This window comes from Thalassotalea sediminis, from assembly GCF_030295915.1.
GTDB classification, from domain to species: domain Bacteria; phylum Pseudomonadota; class Gammaproteobacteria; order Enterobacterales; family Alteromonadaceae; genus Thalassotalea_C; species Thalassotalea_C sediminis.
The window spans coordinates 75,790-89,872 of record NZ_AP027361.1 but is presented as its reverse complement, the minus strand read 5'-3'; the positions used below and the strand labels follow the sequence as shown (position 1 = coordinate 89,872).

The 14,083-nt window shown below is 37.8% G+C and carries 16 protein-coding genes; 14 read left to right on the top strand and 2 right to left on the bottom strand.

The genetic code is table 11. The features are described 5' to 3' along the window. Positions 1–43: 43 nt before the first annotated feature. The 8 genes from ftnA (at position 44) to QUE09_RS00370 (ending at position 6,568) form a co-directional block, all read left to right on the top strand. On the top strand, positions 44–574 hold the full coding sequence (gene ftnA, locus QUE09_RS00405) for a non-heme ferritin (RefSeq protein ID WP_286234250.1): 531 nt from the start codon (positions 44–46) through the stop codon (positions 572–574). Between the two features lie 158 nt (positions 575–732). After that, entirely contained in the window at positions 733–1,917 is a 1,185-nt protein-coding gene (locus QUE09_RS00400; protein ID WP_286234249.1) for a BaiN/RdsA family NAD(P)/FAD-dependent oxidoreductase, read from the top strand. A 227-nt stretch (positions 1,918–2,144) separates the two neighbouring features. Beyond that, a complete protein-coding gene (locus QUE09_RS00395; protein WP_286234248.1) occupies positions 2,145–2,915 on the top strand; it encodes an ankyrin repeat domain-containing protein in 771 nt (256 codons plus the stop codon). Positions 2,916–2,939: 24 nt separating this feature from the next. Then, a complete protein-coding gene (locus tag QUE09_RS00390) occupies positions 2,940–4,109 on the top strand; it encodes a serine hydrolase domain-containing protein (protein WP_286234247.1) in 1,170 nt (389 codons plus the stop codon). A 3-nt stretch (positions 4,110–4,112) separates the two neighbouring features. Next, positions 4,113–4,613 carry an RNA polymerase sigma factor gene (locus tag QUE09_RS00385; protein WP_286234246.1) on the top strand — a complete coding sequence of 167 codons (501 nt, stop codon included), beginning with the start codon at positions 4,113–4,115 and terminating at the stop codon, positions 4,611–4,613. A gap of 1 nt (position 4,614) precedes the next feature. Further along, positions 4,615–5,055, top strand: a complete 441-nt coding sequence (locus QUE09_RS00380; RefSeq protein WP_286234245.1) for a hypothetical protein — start codon at positions 4,615–4,617, stop codon at positions 5,053–5,055. Positions 5,056–5,127: 72 nt separating this feature from the next. Then, positions 5,128–5,718 carry a hypothetical protein gene (locus tag QUE09_RS00375; RefSeq protein ID WP_286234244.1) on the top strand — a complete coding sequence of 197 codons (591 nt, stop codon included), beginning with the start codon at positions 5,128–5,130 and terminating at the stop codon, positions 5,716–5,718. A gap of 40 nt (positions 5,719–5,758) precedes the next feature. Beyond that, positions 5,759–6,568 (top strand): substrate-binding periplasmic protein, encoded by an 810-nt coding sequence (locus tag QUE09_RS00370; RefSeq protein WP_286234243.1) that lies wholly within the window; start codon positions 5,759–5,761, stop codon positions 6,566–6,568. Between the two features lie 136 nt (positions 6,569–6,704). Here QUE09_RS00370 and QUE09_RS00365 read toward each other — a convergent pair whose 3' ends face one another. Beyond that, a complete protein-coding gene (locus tag QUE09_RS00365; RefSeq protein WP_286234242.1) occupies positions 6,705–6,845 on the bottom strand; it encodes a DUF2986 domain-containing protein in 141 nt (46 codons plus the stop codon). A gap of 150 nt (positions 6,846–6,995) precedes the next feature. Here QUE09_RS00365 and QUE09_RS00360 point away from each other — a divergent pair, with 150 nt between their 5' ends. The 5 genes from QUE09_RS00360 (at position 6,996) to QUE09_RS00340 (ending at position 11,889) form a co-directional block, all read left to right on the top strand. Further along, positions 6,996–7,226: a glutaredoxin family protein gene (locus QUE09_RS00360; RefSeq protein WP_286234241.1), complete on the top strand. Its 231-nt coding sequence runs from the start codon at positions 6,996–6,998 to the stop codon at positions 7,224–7,226. Between the two features lie 271 nt (positions 7,227–7,497). Then, positions 7,498–8,424, top strand: coding sequence for a LysR substrate-binding domain-containing protein (locus QUE09_RS00355; RefSeq protein ID WP_286234240.1), 927 nt, complete (start codon positions 7,498–7,500; stop codon positions 8,422–8,424). 50 nt (positions 8,425–8,474) lie between these two features. Further along, a complete protein-coding gene (locus tag QUE09_RS00350) occupies positions 8,475–9,815 on the top strand; it encodes a sigma-54-dependent transcriptional regulator (protein WP_286234239.1) in 1,341 nt (446 codons plus the stop codon). Between the two features lies 1 nt (position 9,816). Then, positions 9,817–11,073: a sensor histidine kinase gene (locus QUE09_RS00345; protein ID WP_286234238.1), complete on the top strand. Its 1,257-nt coding sequence runs from the start codon at positions 9,817–9,819 to the stop codon at positions 11,071–11,073. A 345-nt stretch (positions 11,074–11,418) separates the two neighbouring features. Next, on the top strand, positions 11,419–11,889 hold the full coding sequence (locus tag QUE09_RS00340) for a c-type cytochrome (protein ID WP_286234237.1): 471 nt from the start codon (positions 11,419–11,421) through the stop codon (positions 11,887–11,889). Positions 11,890–11,938: 49 nt separating this feature from the next. On the opposite strand, the gene QUE09_RS00335 is transcribed toward QUE09_RS00340, so the two are convergent. Next, positions 11,939–12,613, bottom strand: a complete 675-nt coding sequence (locus QUE09_RS00335) for a cytochrome b/b6 domain-containing protein (protein WP_286234236.1) — start codon at positions 12,611–12,613, stop codon at positions 11,939–11,941. A gap of 215 nt (positions 12,614–12,828) precedes the next feature. On the opposite strand from QUE09_RS00335, the gene QUE09_RS00330 reads away from it, so the two are divergent. After that, a complete protein-coding gene (locus QUE09_RS00330) occupies positions 12,829–14,073 on the top strand; it encodes an efflux RND transporter periplasmic adaptor subunit (protein WP_286234235.1) in 1,245 nt (414 codons plus the stop codon). The last annotated feature ends 10 nt before the right edge of the window (positions 14,074–14,083 follow it).

The window sequence follows — 14,083 nt, the reverse complement described above, 5'->3', positions numbered from 1 at the left end:
TCTTACGCGATAATACACTGACAATTTTTTATCGAGGTACAATATGTTGAAACCAGACATGGTCGTGAAGCTTAACGAGCAGATTAACTTAGAGTTTTACTCTTCTAACTTATATTTACAAATGAGTGCGTGGTGTGAGGAGCAAGGCTTTGAGGGAGCTGCCGAATTTATGCGTAAACACGCGGCTGAAGAGATGGATCACATGACTCGATTATTTACCTATGTCAGTGAAACTGGTGCTATGCCGATTTTGGGGGCAATTGACGCTCCACCACATGAGTTTAAGTCTCTTGCCGATGTTTTTGAAAAAACCTATCAGCATGAATGTGAAATTACCGAGCGTATTAATTCATTAGCGCACCAAGCATTTACTAATCAAGATTATTCTACCTTTAACTTTTTACAATGGTATGTTGCAGAGCAACATGAAGAAGAGACATTGTTCAAAAGCGTACTCGATAAAATTAATTTGGTCGGTCACGATGGTCACGCTTTATTCTTTGTTGATAAAGATCTCGCTGAACTGGCTAAAACTGGATCCTCGAGCATTATGACTGACACACCTACCCCTTAGACTAAGGTTCAACTTCAACTAAGGGCTAATTTAGCCCTTTTTTAGTATGTTAGCGGTAAGCATAAAATCGTAAAAACATCTTTTGCAGTAGAACTTTTCTGGTGATAGGTAAAAATAATTTTTATAATGCGTTAAATTATCGTTCTTAGGCATTTATCTTGATTGACACTGACGTTGTAATAATTGGGGCTGGCGCTGCTGGCCTTATGTGTGCTGCTACGGCTGGCTATCGCGGTAAATCAGTCACCGTTTTAGATATGGGTAAAAAACCAGGTCGAAAAATTCTCATTTCAGGTGGAGGACGTTGCAATTTTACCAATGAAAATGCTACCCCAGAAAACTATCTTTGCCAAAACCCACACTTTATCAAATCAGCACTAAGTCGTTATAGCGCTCAAGACTTTATAGATCTAGTAGAGCGCCATGGTGTAGATTTTCACCATAAAACATTAGGACAGTTGTTTTGCGATAATTCCGCGCAAGATATTGTTGATGTACTAATGACCGAATGTGATTGGGCCGGCGTTAAAATAGCACTTAGAAATGAAGTACTCTCAGTGCAAAAAAACGACACAGGGTTTCTTGTTACGACAAATGAACAACAATATCAGTGTCAATCATTAGTTGTCGCTTCAGGAGGCTTAACAATGCCCAAGCTAGGTGCTACACCAATTGGCTATAAAATTGCCGAACAGTTTGATATTAACGTTCTACCAACACTGGCTGCATTGGTACCTTTTACACTACACCCTCACGATAAAGAACGCTTTGAAGGCCTATCGGGTATCAGTATACCAACAGAAGTTACCAGTGAAGACAATACACAGTTTAAAGAAAATATCCTGTTTACTCATCGAGGGCTATCTGGGCCTGCAATTTTACAAATTTCTTCGTTTTGGCGCGCTGGGCAGTCGATCTCAATTAATTTACTACCCGATACGCCAATCGAAAAGTTGATAGATCACTGGCGTGAACACCACCCTAAGAAGTCTTTAAAAAATTTACTCAGCACAGTGTTACCAAAAAGCTTTATTGAAGCCATGGTAAGCCAACAAGAAATTACTGATAAAGTGATCAACCAACTGTCTAACGCTGAAATAGCCCAACTGAGTGAATACCTACATCACTGGAAAATCAACCCCAATGGTACAGAAGGCTACCGAACAGCGGAGGTTACTTTAGGTGGCGTTGATACTAACGAACTTTCTTCAAAAACATTTGAAAGTAAAAAAATTGCGCATTTATACTTTATTGGCGAAGTAATTGACGTTACTGGGTGGCTAGGAGGCTATAATTTTCAAGCATGCTGGAGCCAAGGTGTTGCTTGCGGCCAAACCGTGTGATTGTGTAATGACAATAAGGTTTGCTCCTTATTTTTATTCTATCTACGCCAATTATAAAAGCAGCCAATGGTAGCCGCCTTTTTCCATAAAAATAACAACATTAAAATCAATCAGTTAGAAAGTAATTTGGTACTCGACAGTTAGCGTTAAGAAATTTTTTGTAACCTTTTTGCATTTCCTCACTATATATCCTTAAACGTAAACAAAACTTATCAAGGATTAATAAAATGTTTAAAGGTTTAATAAAGGCTTCAGGGGCTTGTGTATTATTTACGGGTTTCTCTGTCGCATTTGCTGCTACAAACTTGGATAATTTTACAGGAGAGTATCTTCCTAATTTATTTAGTAAACAAGTACTTAGCATCACCAATAATAACAATGGATTAGTGGCGAACTCAAAGGGACAGGGTACGTTCAATTTAATCAAGAAAAGTGCTACTGAATTTCAACTAGATGGTCAGCCAGTTACACTGAGCTTCAGTGAGCTCAAAAAACATAAGTTCAATGAAATCACACTTGCTACACCTAAAGGTGGTCTAGATTATTTTCGAAAGTCTTACCTAATTGATCAATATAAAAAGGTGGCTCACAACATTCGCCCTAATGGATTATCAGATGCCATTTTGATGGATGATTTTAATGCGGTGAAAGTATTAATTGATAACGGCATAGATGTTCATGAACTGGATAGCCGTCGTCGATTAGGCGGTGTTAATGGTCGCAAGCCGTTAAACTGGGCGGCGCAAAAGAATGATTTAGATGTCATTGCCCTATTGGTTATATCAGGCGCCGATATTAATGGTGTTAACCTGTCTGGCTATTCGCCACTGCACCATGCAGCTGAATACGATTCAGTAGAAGCCATTGAATTACTAATCAAACTTGGTGCTGATGTAAATTTAAAAACCAAAGCAGGCCATACTGCGTTGGAAGTTGCAGCCATGAATAACAGTGCACAAAGCATAAATATTTTGAGCGCAAATAAAACAGCTGATTAACTTCACAGGCTACATGATATTGCTATGAAAAAGTGCTTAACAATTATTGCATGTATTATCCCGTTGTTAATATCTATAAAAATAGTGGCCGCGGAATGCAATCGTGTTTGGCTAAATGATAATAAAGTAGGTGCTGCATCTTCAATTGAGCAGTTCGAGCAACTATTTGCTGAAGATAAGCTTAGCTATAATACAATTGCGCAGCGAATGAAGTTGTTTCGAGTGCCGGGAGCGAGTCTTGCTTATGTAAAAGGTGGCCACGTATTTTGGGCCAAGTCTTACGGAGTTACGCAAGTTGGCACTGGTCAATGTGTTGAAGTAGATACGATTTTTTCTGCTGCATCTATTAGTAAAGTTGCTACAAGCGTAATGACTTTACTGTTAACTCAGCAAAAAAAACTTAGCTTGGATACAGATGTAAATGCTTATCTCAAAAGCTGGCAGGTGCCTAGCAACGGAAATTCTCAAACGAATCCTGTCACATTAAGACGTATTATGTCTCATACTGCTGGCTTGAATGTACACGGTTTTCGTGACTTTCAGCCAAATGAAGCCTTGCCTAATACGGTTCAGATTTTAAAAGGACAGCCGCCTGCGAAAAATCCCCCCATTCGCCTTATATATCAACCTGGTAAGGTATATAGTTACTCGGGAGGAGGGACGACAGTGATGCAATTAGTTATAGAAGACGTCATGCACACATCTTTTGAACAAGCATCCCACAGACTATTATTTCAACCATTGGACATGACGAATAGCAGTTTCGCCACTCCAACTGAAAGCTTGCATACTAAAGTGGCAAAAGCGCACGATCGATTCGGACGAGCCACCGCACTGCCAAGAGGTTGGGAGAGTATGCCCGAAAAAGCGGCATCTGGCCTTTGGACGAGTGCCTATGACTTGGGGTTGATGCTGGCCGAACTGCTGGAATCTTATCATACGAAAGCAAACGTCTTATTAGCACCTAAAGTAATAAAAGACATGATGACAGCAGAAGAAAACAGTAAGCATGGTCTTGGCCCCATTATAGACGGTGAGGCTTTTTATCATAGTGGTGCTAACGATTCCTATCGCGCTTATTTTTATGGCAATTTAGCAACAAGCAATGGCTTTGTTATTCTCACTAATAGCGCCTCTGCTGATTCGTTTATTGATGAGGTTCAAGATGCTATGAATAAAATGGGTAAGTATTAAGTTATGCCCTATTTTAACACCCAGTCATTTAACGAATTATATGACGCCTATTATACCGATGTTTTCCGGTTCTGTTATTGGCTCTCTGGCAATAGAGACGATGCAAAAGATATTGCTTCCGAAACTTTCGCCAAGATATGGACAGTTGAAACTGAATTGAACGCAAAAACAGTAAAGGGATATCTGATAGCAATTGCTCGCAATCTATATTTACAAGAGCTAAAAAAACATAAAACTCAACTGCAAGAAGACATATGTGAAGAAGAAATAGAAAGTGATACGGATACCGAAACTAAAGTGGTGGCCCAAAAGTCCGTCGAAAAAGTTATAAAGGCGCTGCAACAAATCAGCGAACCTGATCGAAGCATCTTAATTATGAAGGCATATGAGGGCCTATCTTATCAAGAAATTGCTTCAATTTTTAATATGACAATAAACACATTAAAAACGCGAGTGCATAGAGCCCGCGTGAAATTAGCATTAAATGCTAATCTAGGAGAGTAAAATGAACATTAAACAAGATGTCATCATTGATTTGTTACCACTCTATTTTGATGGAAACGCGAGTGACGAAACACAAAAGTTGATAGAGATGTACTTTGAACAACATCCAACATTTGCCAAATCTATGAAGCAAATGCACGAACAAATTAAAAATAATATTGAAGAAAAAATTGCAGACAGTATTCAAGTTAACATATCACCAGAGCAAAAATTAAAAACTTTGCAGCGCACTAAAGTGTTATTAAGGGTAAGAGCAACATTATTTCTTACAGGTATTTTATCGCTCATTCTCCCCATTTTGTTTATGGTGTTTGTTAAGGAATCTAATGCTGCTGAATGGGCAAAATATGTCGTAACAGGTATATTAATCGTGATCATGCCAGCTACTTGGGTTGGTTATGCCTATATTCGATATCGCATGCGTCACTCAGGTGACTGGTAATAGACAACAACGATCCAATGATGATCTAGCGTGAAATGTTAGACTTTTGCAATTAAAATAGTTGGAAGTGTAATGCAAAAAGAATTAACGGTGAACAGCCCTATATTGCTCGCGAAAATATTAGGCGTGTTTATTTTATCGTTATGTATATTAAAGCTTTGCTTAATATGGGGAACTTACGATGTATTTTCTACGGGGCAGTTGTTAGCCTTTGGTATAAGTACTATAGCCGCTTGTTCTGCATTAACGTTTTCGCATAAATTAGTGTTTACGCCTTTTCAAGTAATAACCGAGACATCTTGTTTATCATTTAGAAAACAGAAACAATACACTGGCATTGAATCACTTCATTTAGATGTTGGCTTAACGGAAGGAAACGGACCAAGTAGAATATATCTAGAATTGCGCGTAAAACCTAAGTTTAACGTTAATCAAAAGAAGCGAGACTACTCGATCACTACGCTATTCGGCATTCAGAAGAATGAATTATTTAAACGTTGGGCAATAAACAAAAACAATAAAAAAATCGCTGAGTTCAACTACCTCACAAAAGAGCTACTAGCGCTATATCCTTCGGCAAAACTTATATTGCATGAACGAGCGCCTACGCTATATAAATCAATTACAGGAACCAAAATACCTTGGGAACATTCGATTGGGTAACAATATAGCGGTATTTACAGGTAAATATGGAGTTTTCAGTATGAATGTTGCTTTTAAAATTTTGCTAGGAAGCTTCATACTCTTATGGAGCAGCCGGCTTGTAATTAGTGCCCAAATCCCAATATTTAAAATAGCGGCAATTGATTGGTGTCCTCAAATTTGTCCGAGAGAGGAGCCCAATGGCTATGTCGTGGATATTGTACTTGATATATATAAAGACTTTCCTATAAAAGTACAAATCGACTACTTTCCATGGTCTAGGGCGATAAAATACGTAAACGATGGTACTTATGATGCTTTACTTTCTCCGGCAAAGCCTGAAGCGCCTAACTTAGTTTACCCAATGCTTGCCATCGGAAGTCAACAAATGTGTTTTTTTTCTCTTACTGATAATCTTTGGAAGTATACCGGAGAAAAGTCGCTTAATAACTTGCGAATAGGCATTGCTAAAGATACCTCGATCAAGGAATTAAATAACTTTTTGCAAACCAATGCTCATCAATTTCAATTTCAACCTTATTTAGACAGGTATGTTGACCAGAACTATCGCAAGCTATTAAAAGGTAGAATTGATACCTTTTTGTTTACCAAGAATACGACAAAGTGGGAATTAAGAAAGTTAAAGGTAGATCATGAACTTAGGGTGTCAGGTTGTCTTCGACGCGAGCCTATATACCTTGGGTTTACTCCTACAAAACAAAAAAAGGAGTTGATCGAGAAGTTAAGCAAAAAGTTCGATGTGGGCATGCATCAGCTATTGGCTAGTGGGCAACTTGAGACTATTCTTGAAGAGTACCAATTAAAGCAGTTTGATTTGTTTGACATGTCGACCACCACAGATAATGACTAAAGCTAATGAAAACTCATTAACCTAAAGCCCATCGAAAATGAATAATCACATAGCAGTTGAAGAAGCAATAATATAAATACGTAATAGGTTAATAATTATCTATTATATCGACAACACGCCAAATACAGACTTATGTTTAGCCAGTACTTTCCTCGGCAGCTATCTTGGCACGTTCAGCCTTAGAGATGTACTTAGGCTTGTTGTTCTTTTGCTTCTTTGCATTAGCTTTTTTTTGCTTTGCCAGCAACGTTGATTTTACTTTTTTCTTTCTGTTCATGTACTCATTCCTTGCGTTACTAATTAGTCGATTATAGCATTTCGCCTATACACATTTGCAGTCGCTTACTTATTACGACTGTCAGATCTTGTTGGCATGATGTTAAACTGAAGTAATAAACACACATATTATTTAAATGAAGCAATTGTGATGAAAAAGATTACGCTATATACCATGAAAAACTGTCCACATTGCAAAACGGCGCAACAATATCTCGATAAACGCCAATTACCCTACCGTTTATGCAATGTGAAAACACCTTCGGGGCAAAAAGAATTGGCTAGACTGGGCTATAGAGCTGTTCCAGTTTTAAAAATTGGTGATGCAATTCTCAATGGCTTTTCCGTTAAGAAATTTGAAAGCATGCTAAAACGTGAATGAGTCATTTATGTATAACCTAAAGTGCCAATGCAACTTAATAATAACAATAGCTTATTTTATATTTTGACATAACGACGGCGTTAACTGGCTAACCAAGGTAATATAACCACTAAACAAACTAATTATATAACCCTTTATAATAACAATTTTTTTTCTAAACATATTAATTCTTCCTTATAAAATTCAAACTAATCCTCTTACAAAACTGTTTACTAAACCAACGATAAGAACTAATATTAAATATAAGTAATACTTATATTATCTAGTAAGAATGGATGCGCGTTTAAAACATCTCAATGCACTAAATACCTTTGTAACATCTGCCCGCCTTAACAGTTATAGCATGGCTGCGGAGGAGTTATTTGTTTCTCAAGCGGCTGTAAGCCAACAGATTCGATTACTCGAACAAAGCTTAGGTATTAAGCTGTTCATGAGAAGTGGTAGAAACATGCTATTAACGCAACAGGGTAAAATACTCTATAGCGCCTGCAGCAAGGGTTTTAAGGAAATTATTGATGGCTTAAACAAAGTGAAGCAAGACAGCGTAGCAGGCGACCTTACGATTACCTCTACACAGGCATTCTGCTCCTTATGGCTTATGCCCCGTTTGTATAAATTTTCTTTGGCGCACCCAGATATTAACATTCGTATTCTTGCCTCAAATACGTTAGAAGATATGGCAAAAAAACATATCGATGTTGCAATCAGATTTAGCCTTGATGAAAGTCGGCTAAACGCCGGGGAGATGACCATTGAACAATGCGGCACTATTAAGGCATATCCGGTTTGTTCACCAAAATTAATTAAATCTGGCAACATCAAACACCCGCAAGATCTACTGAACTGTCAACTTATCTACCTTGCCAATGAAGGCAAAATTACCTGGCAGCGCTGGTTTGAAGAAGCTGGCGTTACTGGCTATGAAAAGCACAAAATGAAAACGCAAGTATCGTCTACAGACATGGCTTTAAGCGCCGTGATAGCTGGCTATGGTGTAACACTTGCGGCAACTGAATTATTTTCTACACATTTAGCCAGTAAACAAGTCGTCGTTCCTTTTAATATTCAACATCCTGTACAATGGTATCGTTTTCTTTTGTATGATAATAATTCTTCTAAGTCAGCTCGTATTAACGTGTTTACACAATGGTTAAAAGCCGAGATGTTACATAGTCCAACACATATGGATATAACATAAGTGGCGTAAGAATTGCTGTTCCAATGTAAACGGATTCAATTAGGTAGAACATGGTAGAAATTTTAGTCATAGATGATAGAGCAGATATTAGACTTAGTTTAGTCATCTTGCTTGAACAACATGGTTACAGCGTTAAAGAAGCTGATAGCCCGCAACAAGCACAAGGTATTTTAAAAAAGTTCGATATCGCACTCGTGTTGCTTGATATGAATTTCTCACTTGATACAACATCTGGTGAAGAAGGATTGCAGTTTTTAAACTGGATGCAACAAAGTAAAATAGTTGTGCCTGTGATTGCCATGACCGCGTGGAGTAATGTAGATCTTGTTGTGCAAGCAATGAAGTTAGGCGCAACAGATTTCATCGATAAGCCATGGAAAAATAGGCACTTATTAAATGCCGTTAAGCAACAGTTATCGATGCAAGAACTCGGTAAAGAAAATGCAGGCTTCAAACAGCAGTTAAATGTTCAACCCGAGAATGATTATCAGTGGCAATCATCATGTATGTTGCAACTTCTCGATGAACTAAGCATCGTAGCCCCTACCGACGCAAATATCCTGCTTACAGGGGAAAATGGCACGGGTAAGAGTCAACTTGCAAAATGGGTACATCAAAAATCTAAGCTTAATCGTTTACCTATGGTTTCAATGAATATGGGCGCGGTTTCGTCGACACTATTTGAAAGTGAAATGTTCGGTCATGTAAAGGGAGCATTTACAGATGCGAAAACTCAAAGGATCGGTCGATTTGAGCTCGCCCAAAATAGTACTCTCTTTTTGGACGAAGTTGCTGACATTCCTTTAGATCAGCAAGCTAAGCTATTACGAGTTTTAGAATCAGGCGAATATGAAGTGCTAGGAAGCAGTAAAACTAAAAAGACTAATTGCCGAATCATTAGTGCAACGAACGCTAATTTTTCAGATTTGATCTCACAAGACAAATTTCGCGAAGACCTCTATTATCGATTAAATACGATTGAACTTCGCGTCCCATCGCTCAAAGAAAGACAATCGGATATAGTGCCACTAACGCGTCATTTCATTGCTATATATAGCCAGAAGTATCAAAAATCTTACTGTGAACTATCAAACCAAGCAGAAAAAGCGTTAATGGCATATAACTGGCCAGGCAATGTACGAGAGCTAAGCCATTTAATAGAACGCGCGGTTTTACTGAATAAAACGGGTCTCATTGATGAGCCAGAATTACGGTTAACGGCAACCGCAGCGACGACTGATTTACCGTTAATGCATCTCAAAGAAGCAGAAATATTACTCATTAAGAAAGCGTTGTCACAGACTGACAACAATATTCCAAAGGCAGCTGTATTATTAGGACTAACAAAGTCTTCAATGTATCGCCGTGTTGAAAAATATGGATTAAACTAATATGAAATCTTTAGAGGGGTTTCTGAATCTTCGCCTTTTACTGCTCGCACTACCTGGTGCTATAGCAATTGGCCTTTATCTAAATACGTTTAATGTAAATTGGCATTGGTATGCCATCGCATTGTTCTGCTATGGCATTTTTGTATTTAGTTTTATCGTAACAATAAAGTTTCAAACCTTTAGAGCCTTTAATAGGGCAAGCCTACATTTAGACGCCATTAAACAAGAAGATTTTAATCAATTTGCTAAGTCTTCATTTCCTGAAGGCAAAGTAAAAGAGTTTCATCAGCAATTAAGCGAGTTAAGCAATTCACTACAGGCACGTAAATCACGTTATGATCAACACACTTTCTTAGTATATCGACTCATTTCTGAATTAGCCTCGCCTGTATTAGTTTTTAACGCTAAGCAGCAACTTTCCTTTGCAAACGATGCCTTTACACAATTATTTAATCAACCTTGGCAAGTCTATAGGCATGCCTTGCCAGAACGATTAGGTTTAACCTTTAAGAGCAACAATTGGCTATTAAACAACGCTAATGGGAAATGGCAAATAAAACATAGTCAGTTTGTTGATAATGGTGAAACACATTTATTATTAGTGTTCATTGATATTGAATCTACACTTCGTGAAAACCAATTAAAGGCATGGCAACAGATCATTCGTGTACTAAGTCATGAAATTAGAAATTCACTGACGCCTGTTTCTTCCATGGCGGAAACCTTAGCAGAAAAGTCGCTCGTTGAACGAGATAAGCAAATACTCAATGTCATTACAGACCGCTGCCAACACCTACAGAGCTTCGTTGACCGATACTCTACAATTTCAAAGAAAATAGAGTTAAAAAGAAGTGACGTAAGTATCGATTATCTATCAAACCTCTTACATAAGTTGTTTACCAACAAACAAGTAAACATCAATACACATCTAAAAACCATTTGGGTGGATATCAGCTTTTTTGAGCAAGTATTGTTAAATCTGACAAAAAATGCATTTGAAGCAAATGCCACAAAAGTGGATATTAATATTGAAGAAGTTGACCAGCACATTCTTGTAGATGTAATTGATGATGGCCATGGTTTTAAAAATTTGGATAATTTATTTGTGCCACTTTATACCACTAAACCGGATGGTCAAGGTATCGGTTTGAGCTTTTGCCGAAATATTATTGAGCAGCATGATGGTGTAATAGAGTTGCACAATAATCCAAAAAAAGGCGTAACAGCAATGATCACATTGCCAACTAAACCGCTTTAATGCACAACAGAAGAAAAGTTCGATATTGGGAAGATGTAGTCCGATTTCGGAATGCGCCTCTTCAAAACCAATATAAACTACTGAATAATATCAACTTACATAAAAACACATAGCTGTGTGTTTTTTAAACATCAGTTTACTGTAACGTAGCTTTTTGCAAATTAAAAGCATTAATCGTTAATTAAGAGAATGCTTAAAAAAGTCAAAAAATATAAAAATAAGACATTTTACATAGGCTAAGGCATCGATAGAACGACATCGCTCTGAGACAAAATAACTAGGCATAGCAAACTAAATCGTTAAGAATAGTGCAAAGTAAAGTAACTTCATGCATAAGGGCATATCATGAAACACATAGTAAAAGTAGCAATGTTAAGCGCATTAACTCTGACGGTATTTACAGCGAGTGCGCAAAGTGCAAAATCAGAAAAACAAGCACAAAGAGCAACAGAAACTCGTCAAGCAGTGTTTAAACTGCTTGGTGCTAACATGTCTCCATTAGGTGGCATGGCTCGTGGGAAAATTGCATTTAACGCAGAAACAGTCGCAAAGCATGCAGCAAGAATAAACCAGCTTTCCTTAATGATTGATGATCATACAAGATTAGATACTTCTGGCTTCAACGTTAAAACAGAAGCACTAGATAAAGTTTGGTCGCAGCGTGCAGATTTTGAAAAAGCAATTGCTGAACTAAGTAACGCGTCAAAGCATTTAGTGACAGTTGCAGCAACAGGTGAAGAAGGCGACATTAAAAAAGCTATCGGCGGCGTGGGTAAATCATGTGGCGGCTGCCACGATAACTTTAAAATGGATTAATTTCTCTGACATCAGTCATTTGATAAAAAGCGGCAACTAGCCGCTTTTTTTAATAATAAAACTCTTCCACTACTGGTGCATTAATGACTACAAGCCAATAGACAAATAATGCAACTAATAAAACAACCGCAACAAATGTCCACAACTTAGAATGAGAAATACTATCTGATGCGTTAACCTCGCCTTCTTGCTTTTTACCAGTAAACATCGGCTTAACAAGATTTTTCCCTTTAGCGACTCGATAATAAATCACAGCACCTACGTGAATTACAGACGCGATTAAAATCAAATCAAACCCCCAATGATGTATAGTGTTCATCAGCTTTTCTAATTCCCCGCTTAAGACACCATAGTAAGGTCCAGAAGAAAAGATATCATCATTAATGAACAACCCACTTGTCGCCTGAGAGCCAATGAGTAGCAAAAAAGCAACCACCATAAAAGCGCCCATTGGGTTATGTCCTGGCGTTTGTTGTTTGCCCTTTAAGTAATGTTTTAATCGCGTTGGTGTTGGCAAAAAGTTTACAAATATAGCGTGCTTTGTACCAACAATCCCCCAACAGATTCGAAAGATAATTAATCCAAGCGCAAAAAAGCCAAGTTTAATATGTGTTTCGATCATGTTGTTATCAGGCTCAGAGGTATACCAAAGAGCGCTAATTGTTATTACAAGTAACCAGTGAAATATTCTAATGGGTAAATCCCAAATTAAATATTGCTTCATATTTACCTCATAAAATTTCGTTAAAACATGGTGCCGTTAAAGATGTAAAAGGGCAACATTATAAAAGAGTCTGATTCCGAAATTAAGTCGTCCGTAATTGAACTTTTTTCGTTGAGCGCTAAAAGAAAAAAACACATACCATTGATTGTTAAGCATATTTTGTTTGGCATGGTTTTCGCAAATACATCGTAATTCAATTAATTAATAATACTATTATGGATGTTGTAAAACAAAAGCCTTCTGACAACAAGTCAATCAAACGTATGGTTATCAGTGTAATCGTGCTACTCGCCTTACTATCAATATATTTGGTAAAGCAAAGTGTTAGCCAGGTAACTTTAAATAAAAAAGACTTAGTGATTGCTCAAGTAACTCAAGGTGACCTAAAAGTGACCGTAGATGGCTATGGTAAATTGGTTTCTCATAAGCAGGAGCTTATCACCGCATTAACGCGTGCCACGGTTAAAGAGATCTTGTTAAAACCAGGCGCTGTTGTCGAACAAGGCAGCATAATTGTAAAGCTTGAAAACCCTGAACTTGATTATCAGCTTTCTAGTGCCCAACAACAACTCGTAAGCCTGCAAGCAAATTCACGCCAATTAGCACTTAATCAGCAAAGAGAAATTATTGCCGAGAAGTCTAAAATTGCTGAATACTCTGCAATGCTAGAAGCAGCTAGCTTAAAAAGAGAAGCGGAAGAAAAGCTCTTTAAACAGGGTATCGTATCAGGGCTTACATTTCGTGAATCGCAGTTAAATGAAAAACAGTTAAAAACTAAAATTAGCTTAGCAAATCAAAGTTTAATACATTTGCAAAAAGTCCATCAAGAAGCTTTACTCATTCAGCAAGAAAGTATTAACCAACAACTAAACACAGTAAAAAATGCTCGAGATCGTCTGAACGCTTTAAATGTAACCGCAAAATTTGACGGAATTTTGCAAAGGTTACCCATCAATTTAGGCCAAAGCATTAATCCTGGACAGGAAATAGCTCTGATTGGCAGCACTAGCGACTTGATCGCAGAGATACAAGTACCACAATCACAAGCGAGCACTATACGTATCGGACAAGCAGTGGAAGTTGATACTCGCCAAGCCATTATACTCGGTAAGGTTTCTCGCATTGACCCTATAGTAAAAGATAACGCCGTTTTAATTGACGTTATCTTTACAGAATCATTAAAAAGTGACATGCGTCCAGAGCAAAACGTCAATGCTGAGATTGTAACTGACGTGCTAAAAAATGTTGCTTATATCGAACGACCAGCCAATATACAGGCTAAGCACCAACAACCGATGTACCGCCTAGAACAAGGACACAATAAGGCGACTCGTGTTGAGATTATATTTGGCCAAAAAACATCTCGCTATGTTGCTATTGAGCAAGGTGCCTCACCGGGTGATAGTTTTATATTGACTGATCTAACCAACTACCAAACACAAGAAATTGCATTAAATTAAGGACCTTCTT

Bases quoted from the DNA above. Each gene is read 5' to 3' on its own strand.
- ftnA (WP_286234250.1), top strand. From the start codon at position 44: ATGTTGAAACCAGACATGGTCGTGAAGCTTAACGAGCAGATTAACTTA.
- QUE09_RS00395 (WP_286234248.1), top strand. From the start codon at position 2,145: ATGTTTAAAGGTTTAATAAAGGCTTCAGGGGCTTGTGTATTATTTACG.
- QUE09_RS00390 (WP_286234247.1), top strand. From the start codon at position 2,940: ATGAAAAAGTGCTTAACAATTATTGCATGTATTATCCCGTTGTTAATA.
- QUE09_RS00385 (WP_286234246.1), top strand. From the start codon at position 4,113: ATGCCCTATTTTAACACCCAGTCATTTAACGAATTATATGACGCCTAT.
- QUE09_RS00380 (WP_286234245.1), top strand. From the start codon at position 4,615: ATGAACATTAAACAAGATGTCATCATTGATTTGTTACCACTCTATTTT.
- QUE09_RS00375 (WP_286234244.1), top strand. From the start codon at position 5,128: ATGCAAAAAGAATTAACGGTGAACAGCCCTATATTGCTCGCGAAAATA.
- QUE09_RS00370 (WP_286234243.1), top strand. From the start codon at position 5,759: ATGAATGTTGCTTTTAAAATTTTGCTAGGAAGCTTCATACTCTTATGG.
- QUE09_RS00365 (WP_286234242.1), bottom strand. From the start codon at position 6,845: ATGAACAGAAAGAAAAAAGTAAAATCAACGTTGCTGGCAAAGCAAAAA.
- QUE09_RS00360 (WP_286234241.1), top strand. From the start codon at position 6,996: ATGAAAAAGATTACGCTATATACCATGAAAAACTGTCCACATTGCAAA.
- QUE09_RS00355 (WP_286234240.1), top strand. From the start codon at position 7,498: ATGGATGCGCGTTTAAAACATCTCAATGCACTAAATACCTTTGTAACA.
- QUE09_RS00350 (WP_286234239.1), top strand. From the start codon at position 8,475: ATGGTAGAAATTTTAGTCATAGATGATAGAGCAGATATTAGACTTAGT.
- QUE09_RS00345 (WP_286234238.1), top strand. From the start codon at position 9,817: ATGAAATCTTTAGAGGGGTTTCTGAATCTTCGCCTTTTACTGCTCGCA.
- QUE09_RS00340 (WP_286234237.1), top strand. From the start codon at position 11,419: ATGAAACACATAGTAAAAGTAGCAATGTTAAGCGCATTAACTCTGACG.
- QUE09_RS00335 (WP_286234236.1), bottom strand. From the start codon at position 12,613: ATGAAGCAATATTTAATTTGGGATTTACCCATTAGAATATTTCACTGG.
- QUE09_RS00330 (WP_286234235.1), top strand. From the start codon at position 12,829: ATGGATGTTGTAAAACAAAAGCCTTCTGACAACAAGTCAATCAAACGT.